13 protein-coding genes and 1 pseudogene are annotated in these 16,830 nt (G+C 67.2%); 6 read left to right on the top strand and 8 right to left on the bottom strand.

What is annotated here, in order from left to right; all coding sequences use genetic code 11:
- Positions 1-134 precede the first annotated feature (134 nt).
- Positions 135-3,443 (top strand): annotated as a pseudogene (locus tag ACFVV1_RS12925) (type ISP restriction/modification enzyme).
- A gap of 9 nt (positions 3,444-3,452) precedes the next feature.
- Here ACFVV1_RS12925 and ACFVV1_RS12920 read toward each other — a convergent pair.
- Positions 3,453-3,863: a hypothetical protein gene (locus ACFVV1_RS12920; protein WP_389988839.1), complete on the bottom strand. Its 411-nt coding sequence runs from the start codon at positions 3,861-3,863 to the stop codon at positions 3,453-3,455.
- A gap of 10 nt (positions 3,864-3,873) precedes the next feature.
- Positions 3,874-4,104 carry a hypothetical protein gene (locus ACFVV1_RS12915; protein WP_389988836.1) on the bottom strand — a complete coding sequence of 77 codons (231 nt, stop codon included), beginning with the start codon at positions 4,102-4,104 and terminating at the stop codon, positions 3,874-3,876.
- A 156-nt stretch (positions 4,105-4,260) separates the two neighbouring features.
- Between ACFVV1_RS12915 and ACFVV1_RS12910 the strand changes: the two genes are divergently transcribed.
- The gene (locus ACFVV1_RS12910) at positions 4,261-6,675 is read left to right on the top strand and encodes a DUF2786 domain-containing protein (protein WP_389988833.1); all 2,415 of its coding nucleotides are present in this window, start codon (positions 4,261-4,263) and stop codon (positions 6,673-6,675) included.
- Positions 6,676-6,815: 140 nt separating this feature from the next.
- Here ACFVV1_RS12910 and ACFVV1_RS12905 read toward each other — a convergent pair whose 3' ends face one another.
- Positions 6,816-7,877, bottom strand: a complete 1,062-nt coding sequence (locus tag ACFVV1_RS12905; RefSeq protein ID WP_389988831.1) for an alpha/beta fold hydrolase — start codon at positions 7,875-7,877, stop codon at positions 6,816-6,818.
- A gap of 24 nt (positions 7,878-7,901) precedes the next feature.
- On the bottom strand, positions 7,902-9,161 hold the full coding sequence (locus tag ACFVV1_RS12900; protein WP_389988829.1) for an esterase/lipase family protein: 1,260 nt from the start codon (positions 9,159-9,161) through the stop codon (positions 7,902-7,904).
- A gap of 489 nt (positions 9,162-9,650) precedes the next feature.
- On the opposite strand from ACFVV1_RS12900, the gene ACFVV1_RS12895 reads away from it, so the two are divergent.
- Positions 9,651-10,844, top strand: coding sequence for a MarR family transcriptional regulator (locus tag ACFVV1_RS12895; RefSeq protein ID WP_389988827.1), 1,194 nt, complete (start codon positions 9,651-9,653; stop codon positions 10,842-10,844).
- Between the two features lie 98 nt (positions 10,845-10,942).
- Here the strand turns inward: ACFVV1_RS12895 and ACFVV1_RS12890 are convergent, their stop codons facing one another.
- The 3 genes from ACFVV1_RS12890 to ACFVV1_RS12880 all read right to left on the bottom strand — a co-directional run bounded on the left by ACFVV1_RS12890 (position 10,943) and on the right by ACFVV1_RS12880 (position 12,731).
- Positions 10,943-11,392 (bottom strand): ATP-binding protein, encoded by a 450-nt coding sequence (locus tag ACFVV1_RS12890; protein WP_389988825.1) that lies wholly within the window; start codon positions 11,390-11,392, stop codon positions 10,943-10,945.
- Positions 11,331-11,822, bottom strand: a complete 492-nt coding sequence (locus tag ACFVV1_RS12885) for a hypothetical protein (protein WP_389988823.1) — start codon at positions 11,820-11,822, stop codon at positions 11,331-11,333. The genes ACFVV1_RS12890 and ACFVV1_RS12885 overlap by 62 nt, the downstream gene beginning before the upstream one ends.
- Before the next feature lie 297 nt (positions 11,823-12,119).
- A complete protein-coding gene (locus ACFVV1_RS12880; RefSeq protein WP_389988821.1) occupies positions 12,120-12,731 on the bottom strand; it encodes a transposase family protein in 612 nt (203 codons plus the stop codon).
- Positions 12,732-12,932: 201 nt separating this feature from the next.
- On the opposite strand from ACFVV1_RS12880, the gene ACFVV1_RS12875 reads away from it, so the two are divergent.
- Positions 12,933-13,565: a hypothetical protein gene (locus ACFVV1_RS12875; RefSeq protein ID WP_389988819.1), complete on the top strand. Its 633-nt coding sequence runs from the start codon at positions 12,933-12,935 to the stop codon at positions 13,563-13,565.
- A gap of 218 nt (positions 13,566-13,783) precedes the next feature.
- On the opposite strand, the gene ACFVV1_RS12870 is transcribed toward ACFVV1_RS12875, so the two are convergent.
- Entirely contained in the window at positions 13,784-15,574 is a 1,791-nt protein-coding gene (locus ACFVV1_RS12870) for a competence protein CoiA family protein (protein ID WP_389988817.1), read from the bottom strand.
- Positions 15,575-15,604: 30 nt separating this feature from the next.
- Here ACFVV1_RS12870 and ACFVV1_RS12865 point away from each other — a divergent pair, with 30 nt between their 5' ends.
- Positions 15,605-16,009, top strand: coding sequence for a hypothetical protein (locus tag ACFVV1_RS12865; protein WP_389988815.1), 405 nt, complete (start codon positions 15,605-15,607; stop codon positions 16,007-16,009).
- A gap of 220 nt (positions 16,010-16,229) precedes the next feature.
- A complete protein-coding gene (locus ACFVV1_RS12860) occupies positions 16,230-16,712 on the top strand; it encodes a hypothetical protein (protein WP_389988812.1) in 483 nt (160 codons plus the stop codon).
- Positions 16,713-16,830: the final 118 nt, after the last annotated feature.

Genomic DNA, 16,830 nt, shown 5'->3' with positions numbered 1-16,830 from the left:
GCTCGGGAGCGCGATGTGTCGCCGGTCGGACACCGAGCGCCGGACCCCCGTTGACGCACCGTTGACACTCCGTCCGCCACAGCGAACCATGCGTAGTTGGGATCACTGCATCTGACTCGACCCGTGGGGGGCACATGTCAGAGGGGATGTACGACTGGCTTCTTGCTGCCGTGTCGGAGTTCGGCCGGACAACGAAAGTGAAGCTGTCCGGCGGCGGCAGCGCCGAGGCGTCGATCCGTGGTCCGCTCGAGGCCCTACTCAAGGCCGTGGGCGAGCGGCATCAACAGCACGAAGTCAGCTGGCACGACGAATACTCCCTTCCGGAACTGGGCGTCCGGCCCGACTATGCCGTGCGCGCCGGCGGCGAACTAACGGGCTACATCGAGCTCAAGAGACCCGGCCTCCCCGTGGACCCCGCCACGTTCGGCAAGAGCAACAGAGAACAGTGGGAGAAGCTGCGAAATCTGCCCAACCTGCTCTACTCCAACGGAACCGAGTGGCGACTGTTCCGCGACGGTCAGCAGCTCGGAGAGACGGTCTACTTCAGCGGAGCGCTGAAGAGCGCGGGCGAGGCATTGACCCCACCCGATCCGGCCGCCTTCGACGCGTTGCTCGAGGTGTTCCTGAACTGGAAGCCGCCCGAGATCTCCAACGTCTCCCGATTGGTGCAGCACATGGCCCCACTGTGCCGCCTGCTGCGGTCGACAGTGCTGGAGCAGCTGGAGGGCGAGGACAGATCCACAGCCCCCGACGACGACCTGCGCGCCAGGCCGTTCACCGGCCTCAAGAACGAATGGCGCAGACTGCTTTTCCCGTCCGCCGACGATGCAACGTTCGCGGACGGCTATGCCCAGGCAGTGACCTTCGCCCTTTTGCTCGCACGCTCTGAGGACATCCTCATCCAGGACGCCGGTCTCCACGACATCGGCCGCAGCCTGGACGCCGATCACGCCCTGATGGGCCGGGCGCTTCAATTGCTCACCGACAACGTCAACGACCGATTTCGCGTGACGCTCGAACTTTTGCAGCGCACGATCACCGGTGTGAACTGGCCCGCCATCCGGGCCGGCAACCGGGATGCGTACCTCCACCTGTACGAGCATTTCCTGACCGTGTACGACCCGGCGCTGCGCCAGAGGAGCGGCTCGTACTACACCCCGCACGAGGTGGTGGAGGAAATGGTCCGGCTCACCGAGGACGTGCTGCGCACCCGCTTGGGGCAGCAGGCCGGTTTCGGTGAGGACGAGGTACGCATCGTGGACCCTGCGATGGGGACCGGTACGTACCTGCACACGATCATCGAGCGAGTGGCGGAGCAGGCCGCCGACCGTTACGGTCCCGCGATGGCTTCCGATGCCATCTCCCGGCTCGCTTCCCGCCTCTACGGCTTCGAGATGCAGATGGGCCCCTTCGCCGTTGCCGAGTTGCGGACGTCCGATCTACTGAAGCGCCACCGAACGCCGCTGCCCGACGGCGGGCTCAACCTCTTCGTCACCGACACCCTCGACAATCCCTTCGTCGAAGACGAATACCTGTACGCGTACGACGCGTTGTCCGCTTCCCGGCGGCGGGCCAACACCATCAAGGCGAACACAGCGGTGAATGTCGTCATCGGAAACCCGCCGTACGACGACAAGGCGGAAAATCGCGGTGGGTGGGTCGAGAAGCGCAGCAGTAGCGGGGAGTTACCGCTGCTCGACGACTTCCGCCTGCCGGGCAACGGCCGTTACGAGCATGTCCTCAAGAACATGTATGTCTACTTTTGGCGTTGGGCCACCTGGAAGGTGTTCGACGCCCACGACGTCGACCGGCACGGCATCGTCTGCTTCATCAGTCCGTCCGGCTGGACCACCGGTCCTGGCGGCCGCGGTATGCGGGACTATCTGCGTCGGACGTGCGACGAGGGCTGGGTCATCAACCTCTCACCGGAGGGGCAGCGAGCCGATGTCGCCACTCGTGTATTTCCGGGGGTCGCTCAGCCACTCGCCATCTGTATCTTCGTTCGCAAGGCCGCGGCAGAACGTGGAGGGGCCACCACGGCCCGAGTGCACTATCGCTCTGTGTCGGGCAGACGCGACGAGAAGTTCCGGCAGTTGCGCAGTATCGAACTGGACGATGAGTGCTGGAAGGGCGCCCACCCCGAGGGAACACGGCCCTTGACTCCTGTCACACAGTCGGGATGGGAGGAGTTTCCGGCGTTGGGCAGTGTCTTCCCGTGGGGCAGTCCCGGCGTCAAGTCGAACCGGTCCTGGGTCAGCAGCCCCTCGGCGGAAACCCTGCGACGCCGGTGGGCAAGACTCGTACGTGAGATCGCCCCGGAGGCCAAGTCCGAGCTCTTCAAGGCGACCCGGGACCGTACATTGGACAGCAAGCAGGAGCCGCTCCCGGGCGGGGCCCAGCACTCTCACCCGATCGGGCGGGAAGCCCGCCTGCAACCGGAGTTGGCCCGCACAGCACTGCGCAGCTTCGACAGACAGTGGCTGATTGCCGACAATCGCGTCCTTGACCGCCCTCGTCCCGATCTCTGGGCCTCATTGCAACGCGAGCAGCTCTTCCTCAACCAGCAGTCGTCGCACGAGATCGGGTCGGGTCCGGCCGTCGTGGCCACCCATCTCATACCTGACACGCACCATTTCAACGGCCGCGGTGGTCGCGTCATCCCGGTCCTGCACGCCGATGGATCTCCCAACGTCGCAAAAGGCCTCCTGACCCACCTGACACGCATGGTCAGCAAAGAGCCGGTGACCACGTCCGACCTGGCCGCGTACACCGTCGCCGTCACCGGCCACACCGCGTTCACGGAACGCTACGCCGAGGAGCTGCTCACTCCGGGAGTACGCCTGCCTCTGACCCGCGACCCGGAACTGTGGCGCCGGGCCACGGCCCTCGGCAGCGAGATCCTCTGGGCCTAGACGTACGGCGAGCGTTACGTCTGCCCCGCCGCCGGCCGCTCCGCCGGAGCGGTCGAGTTCCCCTCGGGGGACGAGCGGCAGGTCCGCTACCTCACCCATATAGGCAGCGGCGTCCCGAACCGCATGAGCTACGAGGCCGCGACGCAGACTCTGCACGTGGGCGAAGGCACCCTCACTCCGGTTCCCGAAGCGGTCTGGGCCTACCACGTCGGCGGCATGAGGGTCGTGAACAAGTGGTTCGGCTACCGCAAGGCGAAGCCCACCAGCAAGAGGACGAGCCCGCTGGACGACATCCATGTCGAGAGCTGGCCGCCGGAGTGGACCAAGGAGCTGATCGAGCTGCTCTCGGTACTCCGTCGCATCACGGATCTCGGTCCCGCGCAGGCCGACCTTCTCGCGGACATCCTGGCCGGCCCCGTGGCCACGCATGCCGAGCTGGCTGCGGCCGGGGTTCTGCTCACTTCAGAGACCGGCCGCAAGGCCCGTCATCGCCCCGTGGACGCACTCTTCACTGCGGACGATGTCACATGACGACCATGCTCAAGCCGAGCGCCGTGCAGCGCCGCTCATGGCCTCTTCGAAGGAGATGGAACCCTGGGCGAGCTGCTGGACCGCTCGCGTGAACTGCGGCGCCTGAGCCTCGTGCGCCTCGGCGAACCGGACCACCTCACTCAGTCGCAGCTCCGACGACTCGTGCAGACGTCGGTAGTGCACTGCCGCTCCCAGAGCAGTGGCCACCAGCCGGTCGTCTCTTCGCTCGATCAGCTTGAGCCATGTCAGGAAGGAGACGTCACTGTGGATCTGCTCCGGATCGATCCCACGTGCGGCAGCGACTTCCGCGTCGTCCGTGGTGTTGCCCGGGTATCGCAGGGAAGCGGTGACCAGCTGGGCGATCAGTCGCCACTGTGCGTCAGCGAGGTCTACGGCAGGCAGAGGGGCGGAAAAATGCATGCCGTCATGCCTAGCACATGGCATGGACGGACCGGTTCGGGTTGACACATGGCGGGACACCGCGCGCCGACGGATTTCGGGCCGCGCAGCGAGGGCTGCCCAGCAACTCCACCGCCTCGATGAAGTTGCTTCTACCGGCCCCGTTGGGACCTACGAGCGCGGTGATCACGCCAAGGGTGAGATCGACCTCTTCGATCGACCTGTAGCCCCTGACGACGATGCGCTGAACCGCGCGTGACATGGACTTGATCCATCGCCGCGTAAAGCCTGGTGCGGTCGGCTCCCCCGGCGGTGGTCAGCCGACAGTGCCCGTCCTCCTAGGATGTGAATGAATCTTCGATCGTATGGCGCAGGCGGCCCTTCCGACGCGGACGGCCTCCGGGGAGGGCAGGACGTCATGACGGAGCGCGGCGCGGAACATCCGCCGGGATCGGTATTCACCACGGCGAGAAAGACGTGGTTGCGGACGCGCGTCACAGAGCTGAGCAACGCGCTGGCGAACCACAGCCCTGAGCTGCACACGCTGGTCCCCACCGGTCTCGGCGACCAGCGGCTGGTGAATGCGCTGGTGATATCGCGCATCGCCGCGGACGAGGCACGAGTCCAGCCGGTGGCCGAGACAGTCTCATGGCTGGAGCGGCTGGTGCCCAAAGGGCATAGTCACGATCTGAGTGGCGCCGTACGCACAGTCCGCTCCGAGCTCATGATGACCGGTGATCCCGCGCTCCGGTCGTGGAACGCGGAGGCCTGGGAGGAACTTCTCCTCGCACTGTGGCGGCACGACCGGACTCAGGCGGTCGAGGCAGGGCAGGCCGACGACGAACTGGTCTCCCGCTGGGGCGTACGCACGACTGATGCCGCGGACGTCCACCACCCCGAGAGAGCTCCCGAAGGGTACGGCCACTCGCTCACTTCGTTGACCGGATTCTTCGCATCGGAGGCGGACCCCCTCCGACTGCTCGCGGAGGGGGTTCTCTCCCAGGCACACGCGGTCGACTCCGTCGAGGACTCCCTGGTCGTGTACGAGGAGGCCTTGCAAGGTGCTGGCCATCTGGCGTTCCTCGCGGAGCAACGCCTTCGCGCCACCTACATGAGCGAATGGTGCGAGAAGCACTCCAGCAATGCCTCCGAGGTGACCGAAGCGTTTCTGTCGGAGCTCTCCGAGGCGGTCGAGACGTACGTCGGCCTGGTCATCGAGCCGGTGATCAGTTCGCTCTCGGAGTGTGAGCGTGCGCTGCTCGTCGCTGCCGAACAGCCCAGGCTGCGCGCCGTGGACGAATATCTGACCGAATTCCTCGACTGCATCGGAGCCCTGCCGGAAACGGTATGGACCGACGGGGCACTCGACGGGAGTCTCGCGCGGGAGGCCGCAGCCCGCACGGCGCGCGGCGAGTCGACGTGGCACACCATGCGTGGGTCCGTTCCGGTCTGGTACCACGTCGTCACCTCGCCCCAGGAGCGAGCAGCCGCACTGGCGTTCTCCGGCGCTCCGTCCTCGTCCGTGATCCGCGTGCACGCAGATATCCACGGCTCGTACCCATTCGATCTCTTCGAGGGCCTCGACGCAGTGGAAGGATCGCCCTCAGCAGAGGACTGGTACCCCGAACCGGGCATCGAGCTCCGCTACACGCGGCGTAGCGCGACCGACCTGTGCGAACTGCTGGCTCTCGCTCAACTTGGCCATGCACGCCTTGAGTTCCTCATCACGGACGCGATCGGCGGTATCAGCCCGCTCCGTTCGCTTCGCGCCCACGTCCGTCCTGGTGACGCCTCCTCCTGGGCGCTGGGCGCAGTGAACGCGCTACGCACGCTGGTGCCCAACCTCGACGATCTCACGGACGTGATCGCTCGCGAGTACGAAACCGAGGGCGGCCTGGACGATACCGATGACCGGGACAGCGATGACGATCGCGGTTTCCCGTCCGACAGCGAGGGGTCCGCCGACGGCGAGGCGCCTTCGGACCGACAGCAGGAATCGACCGGCAGCCCTCGGGCGAACGGCCCGGGCGAACCCGAATCCCCCTCGCCTTCGCTCAGCACTCCCCTGCCCGCTCAGCTGCTGGCCCGTGTGAAGGCCATTCTGCGCCAGGCCGAGGACCCGGCAGCCACCGAGGCCGAGGCCGAGGCCTTCCTCCAGAAGGCGACGGCACTGATGGCCAAGTACGGCATCGAGCAGGCCTTGCTCCAGGGCGGCGAGCCGGCCTCCGAACAACCCATCGACCGCGTGGTCGAGGTCACTGCTCCCTGGATGCGCGAGTGCAAAAAGCTCCTTTCCTGGATCGCGAGCCAGATGCGCTGCCAGTCCGTCTATCCCGGCGGGCAGGCCAACCGGCACCGGGTGCACCTGTTCGGCTTTGCCTCCGACCTTCACGCCGTGGAAGTTCTGTACGCGAGCCTGCGTCTCCAGATGCTGCGCGGTGCCGACCGGGCAGATGCGGAACACCGGCCGACCGGGGAGGACACACGCGCCTACAAGCGGTCCTGGATGCTCGGCTTCATCCGCGCGGTGACCTCCCGAATCGGAGAGGCCGAACGCGCGGCCCGCGAGGACACCGAGCGCGATCGGCAGGAATCCGCGGCGGACGCCACTGCGGGCCGCAGCGTCGCCCTCGTCCTCGCCGACCGGACGGCCGTTGTCGAAGCCGAAGTCGCGTCCCGGTACCCGAAGCTGGGTAAGGCACGGCCCACGCGCTACAAGGGAAGCGGCTACCGGCAGGGGCACGCGGATGGAGAGCAGGCGAACATCGGAGGCCTCTCCCTGGATGGTCTGGACGATGAGATGGACCTCGTAGGGTCGAAACTCACCGTCTGATCCCAGCCGCCGCGCCCAGCAGGGCCGGAGCCCGATTCCGCCCACACGGTCTTGCCACTCGGCAAGAACTCTTGGTGGCGGAATCGCGCTGGACGACCTCTACATCGGCACAGACCCGCACAGGTGGACAGCCCGCCGCTTCACCGGCCCGCGGTGAGGGTGTCGAGGAGGGCCGCGGTGAACTCCTTGGGTTTGTCGATGTGGACGGCGTGGCCGGCGTCCGGGATGGCGGTTTCGCGGACGGGGCCGCCCGTGGTGGCGTAGTGATCGAGTGCGTGACGGGTCTGGGCGACCATGGGCTGGGCGGGGCAGTGCTCGGCGCCGGGCCAGCCGGGGACGGCGCCGAGTGCACCGAGGTGGGCGAGGTCGAAGAGCGAGGTGTCGGAGACGATGACGTCGTCGGTGCCGCGGATCCAGCCGATGGGCGGTTTGGGGTCGATCCGGTGCAGGTCGTCGATGCGGAAGTGGGTGGGGGCCATGGCGTTGAGGACACCTCGGGGGCCGGGTGCGGTGCCGGGCCAGTGGTCACTGGGACGGGTGTCGCCGGGGTAGTGCTCTTCTCCCGTACGGGTGGAGAGCATGGCGTCGACGAAGGCGTCCTCAAGTGCGGGGCGGAGCGGCGGTTTGACGTAGCTGGAGGCAAGGACGGCGCGGGGGGAGAGTGGTGAGTCCTCGCTGCGGTCGCCTTCTTGGAGGCGCCGGACGAATTCGGGGTTGACGGTGCCTGCGCCGGAGCCGGCGCCGTCGGGGTGGTTGAGTCGGCCGTCCGGGCCGTGGGTGCCGCCGAAGCCGTATGGGGAGACGGGGTTGACGAGGGTGAGGCTGCGGACGGCAACGGGGTGATCGCGCAGGTGCTGGAGGGCGATGCCGCCGCCCATGCTCCAGCCGACGAGGTGGACGCGGTCGAGGGCGAGGGTCTCTCGGAGGGCGGTGAGGTCGTCGCTGTAGTCCCGGAGGCCGTGGGTGGCGTCGACGGGGAGCGGGTCGGTGCCGCCGAAGCCGCGGAGGTCGACGGCGAGGGGGCGGTAGGGGTGGGGCAGGTCGAGCATGGTCTGTTGCCAGAAGGTGGCGGCGGAGACGTTGCCGTGGACGAAGAGGACGGGTTCGCCGGTCCGTTCGGGGAGTTCGAGGAGGTTGAGGGTGAGCCGGGGGGTGGTGATCCGTCGAGCGCGGATGCCGGGGAGGAGTGCGGGCGAGGTCATGGTCCGTCCTTGGGAGTGGTGCGGTCAGCCGAGCCAGGCGGCGATCTGGGCGCTGGCGGAGGAGTGCCAGCCGAGTTGGAGGTGGTTGGCGGTGGAGATGAGGGCGGTGCCGGCAACGTTGGCGATACCGGCGCGGTCGAGGGCGCTGTTGACGAAGACCACGCCGTCGCTGGGGCCGCGGTTCTCGTTGTAGATGCCGAGGACGCTGGGGGAACCGCCGGCGAGGAGGTAGGTGGCGACGGTGCCGGGGATGCCTGCCTTGTGGAGGGGGGTGATCAGGGAGCCGGAGTCGATGGCGGTCTGGATGCCGCTGCCGGAGGTGTAGAAGCCCTGGCCACCGTGGTAGGTGGTGTACCAGTCCTGTTGGGTCGTGTCGATGCCGTACGTGGCGTCCCAGCGGGCGAGCATCTGACGCTGTCCGGGGTAGACGTCGTAGCCGTCGGTGGGGGCGAAAGCGAATTCGGGGTGGGCGGTGTAGGTGCCGTAGCAGGTCATGTAGAGGTGGGGCGAGGGCGCGTTGACGCTGCCGCCGCACTGGGGCCAGATACTGAAGTCGTGGGCCCAGCCGTGGGCGTAGGGGTAGTCGTAGCCGCCGTTGGGGCCGCCGAGGGTGATGAGGCGGCGTACGTCTCCGGCGTAGGGGCGTCCCCAGGTGGGGCGCAGTGAGGAGACGTAGGCCCGGGTGGACATCTCCCCCTTGCTCCAGCCGACGAGGTCCACCTGGCTGACGCCGAGCCGGTCCTTGATGACGGCGATGGCGTCGCCGACCTGCTGGGCCTGCATCAGGTTGTCGCCCTGCTTGTGGGCGAAGTTGACGGCGAAGACGCGGTAGCCGCGAGCGGTGAGGTACTGCATGAGTCCGGTGCTGGGGCAGGACATGGACCCGCAGCCGTAGCCACCGGATTCGCCGGGGTTGGCCCAGGCACGGTCGGCGTTGTCGTTGGCGCCGTGGACGAGGAGGACGGGGGTCCGGTGACTGCCGCTGTTCCAGCCGGGGGCGGAGTAGAGGAGGAAGCGGCCGGAGTAGGGCTGCTTGACGCCGCCGAAGTAGGTGCGTCGCTGGCCGTCCTGGTCGCCACGGCCGTCCGGGGGGTACTGCTCGGGATGAAAACCGCTCGTGGTGTCGAGGTAGCGGTCGACGCGGTCCCAGCCGTTGGCGACGGTGGTGTAGGTGGCTTCGAGGGTGAGGTAGCCGGGTGGGGCGGCATGGGCCGCTGTGGTGGCTGCTCCGAGGCTCAGCAGTGTGAGGAGCAGGCCGAGCAAAGTGCTCGTTGCTCTGCGCATCGCGGCTCTCCGTCCGGGGGGTGGGCAGGCTCGGTGGTTCGAGTCCGTCACGGTAGGGCGGTGCGGGGGACCTTCCCATGGGGTGGGCAGCCATAGATGCGGGGCGGAGGGGTGTGTCGTGTCGCCATGTGCCGGGTCTCGAAACCCGGGTTACGAGGCCCGAGTTACGGCACCGCCCTCGTCACTCTTTCGTGGGTGGGTAGCAGGGTCTTCGGCCGAGTCCTGAGCTTCGGGATCCGGGCGCCGGGACACGAGCGGCAAGACCCGGGCACCGGGATCCGAGCGCCTTCTTTGACCGGCGGGGTCATAGGGGGGTGGGAAACCTCCCTGACCTCCCCGACCCGTAACGGCGAGCAAGTACGACTAATCGTGACCGGCTTGCAACACGCCGTCGCGCCTGCTTACGGTGCCGACACAACAAAACGACCCCGACGCGGTGTTACGAGCACCATGCCGGGGTCTCACCCCAAGATCGAAAAGAGCGATCTCGTGGCTACCGAGAACCTTAGCGCCGCCCTGCCCGCGCCCGCATCCTCGCCTCCGTACCCGATGGCCAAGCCCGGCTACGGCAAGCGGTCCGTACCGGCCCAGCTCCCGCCCGGCGCCGATGACTTCGCGCTATTGCCCGCTCGCGAGGGCTGCATCGCCGGATTCATCGATCGCCTGCCCGAAGGCGCCGCGATGAGCGTGAAGACGCTCGCGAAGCAGCTCCCGCTCTACGGCCAGCAGGCAGTCGGCACCGCCCTGACCGCTCTGTCGGTGGCCGGTCATCTGCGTCGCGTACGGCGCCGGGTCGGCGAGGGCGAGCGGGTCCGCTGGGTCTACCGGACCTTCTGGACCCGCACCGCACACGACAACGAGTGGTGGGCCGCCTACCTCGCGACCGAAGCCGGCCAGGGCATCGTCCCGGCGGAGATCCAGGAGCTTGCGGCCGAGGCAGCGGCCACGGCCCCGTCGTCCCCCTGGGCCCCGGACGAGATCCCGCCTCCGGCACCTGCTTGGGAGCCCGTACGAAGCGACGCGACGCGGCCCGCGCCGCCGACCGCCGTCGATGCCCCGCCCCCGTCGCCCGTCCCGCCCGCACCCCTCCGGCCCGCCCGCGTCCCTGCCGTCGTACCGCAGCAACGGAGTACCACTCCCCCGCAGACACAGCCGACCTCCGCACCGTCTCCGGCCCCCTCCTCGGCCCCGTCCCCGGGCCCGGAGCGCCCCTCCCCCGCCTATCTGGCGCTGGCCCAACTCGGCCGCACAGAAGCGCGCCTGGCCCTCTCCGCAGCCGACTGCACGGTGCTGGAGGAGCTGGCCGCGGACTGGCTGGCGCGGGGCGTGACCCCGGACTACCTCATCCGGTCCCTGGTCGCCGGGCTGCCGGACCAGGTCAATTCACCGCTGGGCTTCGTCCGTCGCAGGCTCCGCGACAAGATGCCGCCTCGTCTGCCCGCCGCTGCCGACCCCACCGCCCAGGCTGCTCATACCCCCCGCGTGATGATGGAGTGCACCCAGTGCGGTGTCCCCGGCCGCCCGGAAGCACTCCCCGACGGCCTCTGCCGCGCCTGCCGCCGACCCGCTTCGGGGCCGGACACGCCCCCGGCCCCGACGACCGGCCACATCACCACACCCGTCGCCGAACGTGATGTACGCGGTCTCGTCGCCGGACTTCGCGGCATGCTCAAGTCCCCCTGACCCGGCCGGACGTGGGCAAGCACAGCCCCCTGCCTGCGCCCTCAGCAGAGCACTTCGGCCCACACGCACTTGATGCAGGCATCGAGAACCGTGCATCCTCAGCGGTTGGCGTACGCCTCGACGAGCAGCAGACCGCGCCCGGTTTCGTCCTCCGGATCGCAGGGCTTCGAAGCTGTACCCGGGAGGAGGCGTTCGGGGCGGGTGTCGGTGACCTCGATACGAGCGGCCTCGGGCAACAACCGCAGCGTCAGCCGGAAGTCTCGGCCCGGCAGGCATCCATGGGTGATCGCGTTGGACGCGAGCTCTGCCGTGACAAGTGCGACGGCCTGCGCGGCGGCCGAGTCGTGTGGGACTCCGCGCCACTCGGTCAGTTGCTGAACGGCAGGAGTACGAGCGAGTCGTGCACCGCGGCGGGTGCTGCTGAGCCGCAGCGTGAACTCGGTTGCCGAACGGGATGGGTGCGGCGACGGGCCCTCAAGGGCGGTGTCACGACATACACACCATCTCAAGGTACACACGTACCATGTTGCCCCGCGCCGTCTGCACATCCACATAGACGGTGCTGTCGCAGGTCGTGGTTGTGATGTTGTACCGTCCCGAATCGACCGTGACACCCTTGGGGATGGTCTGCCACCGCCCCTTGTGGCCGGAGGATTCGATCGGAACCAGTTCCACTTCGCCCCCGCTGGAGGACTCGAGGAACGGCGCCAGGTCGGCCCTGCCGATCTCGAACTGCATCTCTCCGGCAGAACCCGACCAGTCGTCCTGATCGCAGAACTTCACATTCTCGGCCCGCTCGGGAAGGACCAACCGGTAGGTGTTCAGGGTGTCCTTCAGGGACTTGCCCCGCGCACAGCTGGTGAACATCCTTGAGTCATCGGCGGCTTGTGCGCTCGTCACAGTCACTGTCTCGAACGTCGAGTACACGATGCCCGACATCGCGAGCAGGCCCAGCAGCAGTATCGCTGCTACGGTCATTCCTCGCGCTCTGCGACTACTCATGTCCGCCTCCGCAGCTGGAAGTAGTGCATGGTACTGGTTCCGACCATGTCATATTCCTGTGCCCATCCATGTTCATGCGGGTCGACGAGCTGCCCGAGGTCGATCTCCTTGCCCGTCGTGTGCGTCGGGAACGGGACAGGCGCGGTCTTCCCCCCGGTCGAAGTTCCAGTTCTTGAAGAGGTCCACCTGGTACCGCGTCCGCGCTTCGCCTCCGGCACCCATGGTGACGGAGCCGCTGACCCGGTACTTCACACTGAGCCTTTTCCATCTTGATCAGCTGGCGAGTTCGAGGGCGACGATGGCTCGGATGACGGCGGTGATCCGGGTGGTGCTGCAGCGGAGCTTTCGCAGGAGTCGCCAGCATTTGAGGGTGGCCATGGCACGTTCGCCGAGGCTGCGGATCTTCGCGTGGTCCCGGTTGTGACGACGACGCCAGCCGCGCAGGTGCTTGCCGCGGAGGGGGACTCGGATGCTCGGCCCGGCGCCCTGGTACGCCTTGTCGGCCCAGCACTTGACGCCGACGGTGGCCAGGGCAGCGGGGATGCCGTGGATCCGGGCCGCGGTCAGGTCGTGTGTTGCGCCCGGCAATGCGTCCGAAGCCCAGATCAGACGTCCGGCGGGATCAGTGATGACCTGCACGTTCATCCCGTGGTGCTTCTTCTTCCCCGAGTAGTACGGGCGGTCGGCGGCGATGCGGTCGATGGGCAGGGTTGTGCCGTCGAGGATCACGTACGCCTTCTTCCGTACGGTCGCCATGGCCTGCTCAAGCGTGGGGGTCGGACGCCGCCAACGCGAGCCGATTCGACGGCGGTGACCTGCGAGAAGTCCAGAGAGGTGCTGCAGGGTACTGCTAGACAGATCGATGGCGGAGGGGTAGACAAGCACGTGAGCTCCTGGCGGACTGGTGATCTTGGTCGTGAACCCGTCTACCAGGAGCTCTCTTCATGCCCACCGCCGGGGGCGCCGCTCCAACCGATACATCGCAGCGAGCGCATGGAGGGGGCGCTCCTGACGTGGCGACAAACGGCCTTCCATGCGGCGGATAAGGCACTTCCCGTAGAACTTTAGAACCGGTATCCGTAGTCCATGACTGCCGCAGACCGCAATCCACAGCCCGAGGTAGCCAGTAGCTCCGACAGCGAGAAGATCGACCGCATAGCCGCCTATGTGGATGATCAACGCCGGAGCGAAGACAGCTGGATCGCCCAGTGGGGGAAATTCTCTGCATACCTGGCAGTGGCGGCGTTTTTGTTTGGAGTGGGCACCTTCTCCGATATACGCAACCTCTTCCCATCAGCGGATCCCCTACCGACAAGCGAGGAAAGGTATGCCCAGCAGGTCAGCGCATCCTGCCTTGGCGTGATCAACGCGAATCCAATCAGAGAAAAGGTGATCACCGAATTACCCAAGGCCGCCGTATACGACCAGAACGTCTTGAAATTTCGCGAGAAAATGTCTCGCGCATTCTCCATCAGCGTTCCGGACGACATGTCCGAGAAGAGCCGAGCCACGCTAACCTCGGCCTTTCTCTTCTATCGATCTGCCGATTCATTCCTTCGCGCTGCGGTAGAGAGCGCGAAGGCTGGCGATGCTCACGCCTACACAGTAGAAATCGCTCACTACAAGCAGAGCAGCGCCGCCTTCGCTAAGGCGGCCGCAGACGGCAACATTTCTTCCTGTAGGTACTACTGGGGCACCGCCGTTACCAACTGGTACTAACGCAAAGCCAAGATTCTACCGTCGCCTCTAATCGCAGTCTTCGCCGCCCCCGAGCACCTCATCCAGACCGTTCGTCCGCACCTCGCCATTGGGCGGGACGGATGGGCGCGGTCCGTGAGCTCTGTAGCCCGCGGCTGGATCGGTCGAACCATGCCGCGGGGGTCGGGGGTGTCGACTCCGGGCCCCGGGCACGGCTCGTCGGAGCGACGAAGTACGGATCAGACGCGTGTCACCAGAAAGTCGCCGCTCACAAAGGCTCGGTGGCTGCGTACATCAGCGAGCCATCGGGCCTGGGCCGCATGCGCGGACGGCACCGGGCGGTCCAAGTGGTCCAGGACCCGGGCGTACAGAGGGTGGACACGATTCTCCCGGGCCGCGACAAGAGCCGAGAGAAGCGACCTGCTGTGCGGGGTCATGCGGTCTGTCTCGACCAGGACGGACACCTTGTCATCCGGGTGGAGACCGGGCAGACGGTCATCGAGCCGACTGCCGAGATCCATCCATGTGAGCGGCCGGGAAACGCGTGCTGCCATGCGCAAGGTGGGTCTGATCAGGTCGGCACACGCCTGGATCTCGCGGAAGCTCGGCCGCGCGATGAGCAGATCCGCATGGGCCCGCCACGCGGCCATGCGCGCCGTGAGGTCCGAGGCCGGTGGACTCCACATCGACGACACACAGGCCCCGGCCTCGCGAAGCACCGACTGGAGCTGATCCAGGTGGAGGTGGTCGCCCACGAGATCGAGGTGGTCAAGGAGTCGCACCAGCCGTCTGCCGGCCCGCTCGTCGTCCCGGGAAAGCAGCTGCGCCAGGGTGACGGCTGTGGTTTGCGGAGCGGCGAGGACCGGTGCCGTCTCCACGGCTGGGCGGGGGGCCGCAGCAGCCTCATCACCGAAGACCGTGCGAACGCGGTGCCGTCGGCTGGACGCCGAGAGCGATTCTCCGTCCCGGCTGCCATCCCGGGCGGTCTCAGGAAGCAAGTCGCTTCCCGGTCCTCTCCTGCCTGCGGATTTCGTGGGTGCTGCCTGCTGTGTCTCGACTGTCAGCGGAGCGGTTGGCACGCGGGCGTCGGCCTTCCCGCGCGGGGCAGCGGGACTTCGGGGTTCCTTGCCACGCTGTACGAGGCCACCGGGGGTGAGAGCGAGGCCCGGAGTCTGGATGCCGAACGAGGTCATGCGGCAGGCGGAAAGGGGAACCCATTCGACCGGGGTGTCGGGATACTGGGTTCCGATCTCCACGATGCGCGTGGCTCCGGACGGCCGGCATCGGATGCGAAGGGCGTGCCCCTGCCGGTCCACCTGCCAGTTGGCCAGCATGCTGTCCGGACCGAAGAGCCACTCGATGCCTGCCCATTCGCTCCGGAGGCGAGAGTCGTCCGCCTCCCACAACGCCTTGGACTTGACGGCGAGCTGAACGCGGAGCAGCCGTGGCTGCCGGCCAAGGGTGTACAACACATCGACCCGCTCGCGCAGCAACTGGCCCTTCTGCTTGTAGCGGGGCTGAACACCTTTGCACTTCTGCTGCTTCAGCCAAGTGACGAGAGCGCGCCCCATGTAGAGGTGATCCGCGCTGGCCTCGTTCGTCGCGCTTCGTCGGCAGTGCCCTGAGGCGATGTGGGCGAAGTGACATTTCTTGTCGCGGTACTTCCGCGCGGCCAGCTTCTTGCCGCAGCCGCCGAGAAGCCTTCCGCAGTAGAAGTCCTTCTGCGGATGGAGGCGGATGAATCTTTCGTACTCCACCACGTCCATCGGCAGATAGACCGGCGAGTCCGCCCCAGGAGAACCCGATACTGCCGTCTGGACTTTGCGGGTGTCCTCTTCATCGACAGACGGGGGCATGGCGTACTCCGGGCGGGTGCGGTGGGGCGGGGTGAGGTGAGGTGAGGTGAGAGTGAAGGTGTAGTTCTTGCCGTTGACCAGGGGGTATTCCAGGGTAAACCCGGCGGCCATACGGTCGTACTCGGCGAGGATGAGGTCCTTGAACCGCCGCCGAACAGAGATCCCCCTGAGCACCGGCAGCAATCTCCTGCGATTCTCCTTTCCATGTCCGCACGAAATCGAAGACTGCCCAGGCACCGTGCCTGGCCACTGACCACCACCGACATCAACGAGTGTCTCGGCACCTCCATGACCCGTGTCACGGACCTACGGTTTCTCACCGGCCATGACAGCGGGACCATCGTTCTGGGCGCTGAATGGATCGCTCCGCACCCCGTCAACTACGGCCGCGGCATGGACCCCGACATGGTGGGCGTCCGTATAGACGTCCACCCGGTTGATGCCACCGAACGTGCTGCCACCCGCGCTGCTCTACGGGCGCAGGCCCTCCCGCAACTCCACGAGTGGATCACGCAGGCGATTGCTGCCGACGAGACCTGGCAACTGACCCCTCACCAGCACTACTGGCGACTCACCGACGGCCGCCTCACCCACCGCGACGAAACGTGAACCGACAAACCCAAGGGGCCGCACCCGGGCATCAGGACCGCCGGCTCCGAATCGGCGTTCCGGGGTGCCGGGGTGTCAGGGCGTCGGACCCGGGGATCTCTCGGGGTTGTCACCCACGGGATGTCGGGGGTTAATCCAGTCGCCCGGACGACGCCGGCTCCGTAGGTTCTGCGGTGGAATCGACACACCGCTCCACGCCACAGCCCACGGAGGCCCGCCAGTGACCGCCCCATCGCGTCGGCAGACGCGCACCTCTCACCCGCTCGTCGCGGCCTTCGTGCGGTTCGTCGTGTGCGGTGGTGGTGTCGGGCTGATGTCGAGCGGGGCGCTCGTCCTGCTCAGCGAGCGGATACCGATGGTTGTTGCCAACGCGCTGGTCGCCGTCGTTTCCACGGTCATCGCGACCGAGCTGCACCGGCGGGTCTCCTTCCGGAGCGAGCGGAAGGGGTGGGGGGTCCATCTTCAGTCCGGGGCGACGGTCGCGGTGAGCTATGCGTTCACGACCGGCGCGCTGCTCTGCCTGCACACCGTACGACCCGAGCCCTCGGCCCTCGTCGAGCAGATGGTTTATCTGTCGGCATCCGCTCTGGCGGGTGTCGCACGGTTCGCGCTGCTGCAGGTTGTCGTCTTCGCCGACCGGAAGCCGCCCCGATCGCGCGACGACTCACCACTGAGCAAGGTTGCGGTTGCGATGGCTGCGTGAGGGAGTGCCGCATACAGGAGCCCGTCCTGGTCTGCCCCAATCGGGTATGCCCCATGGTCGGTCCGGTGGTCGCGCTGGTTGACTGTCGTGGCTGAGCTGGACTGGATGAAGGGGCGTG

The sequence above is a fragment of the Streptomyces sp. NPDC058092 genome, assembly GCF_042884935.1.
In the GTDB taxonomy this organism is placed as follows: domain Bacteria; phylum Actinomycetota; class Actinomycetes; order Streptomycetales; family Streptomycetaceae; genus Streptomyces.
The sequence above is the reverse complement of the archived record's forward strand: the minus strand, read 5'-3'. Positions and strand labels throughout refer to the sequence as shown.

Excerpts from the sequence above, each read along its gene's own strand:
- ACFVV1_RS12920 (WP_389988839.1), bottom strand. The coding sequence starts at position 3,863 with ATGCATTTTTCCGCCCCTCTGCCTGCCGTAGACCTCGCTGACGCACAG.
- ACFVV1_RS12915 (WP_389988836.1), bottom strand. The coding sequence starts at position 4,104 with ATGTCACGCGCGGTTCAGCGCATCGTCGTCAGGGGCTACAGGTCGATC.
- ACFVV1_RS12910 (WP_389988833.1), top strand. The coding sequence starts at position 4,261 with ATGACGGAGCGCGGCGCGGAACATCCGCCGGGATCGGTATTCACCACG.
- ACFVV1_RS12905 (WP_389988831.1), bottom strand. The coding sequence starts at position 7,877 with ATGACCTCGCCCGCACTCCTCCCCGGCATCCGCGCTCGACGGATCACC.
- ACFVV1_RS12900 (WP_389988829.1), bottom strand. The coding sequence starts at position 9,161 with ATGCGCAGAGCAACGAGCACTTTGCTCGGCCTGCTCCTCACACTGCTG.
- ACFVV1_RS12890 (WP_389988825.1), bottom strand. The coding sequence starts at position 11,392 with ATGTGCAGACGGCGCGGGGCAACATGGTACGTGTGTACCTTGAGATGG.
- ACFVV1_RS12885 (WP_389988823.1), bottom strand. The coding sequence starts at position 11,822 with ATGACCGTAGCAGCGATACTGCTGCTGGGCCTGCTCGCGATGTCGGGC.
- ACFVV1_RS12875 (WP_389988819.1), top strand. The coding sequence starts at position 12,933 with ATGACTGCCGCAGACCGCAATCCACAGCCCGAGGTAGCCAGTAGCTCC.
- ACFVV1_RS12865 (WP_389988815.1), top strand. The coding sequence starts at position 15,605 with ATGTCCGCACGAAATCGAAGACTGCCCAGGCACCGTGCCTGGCCACTG.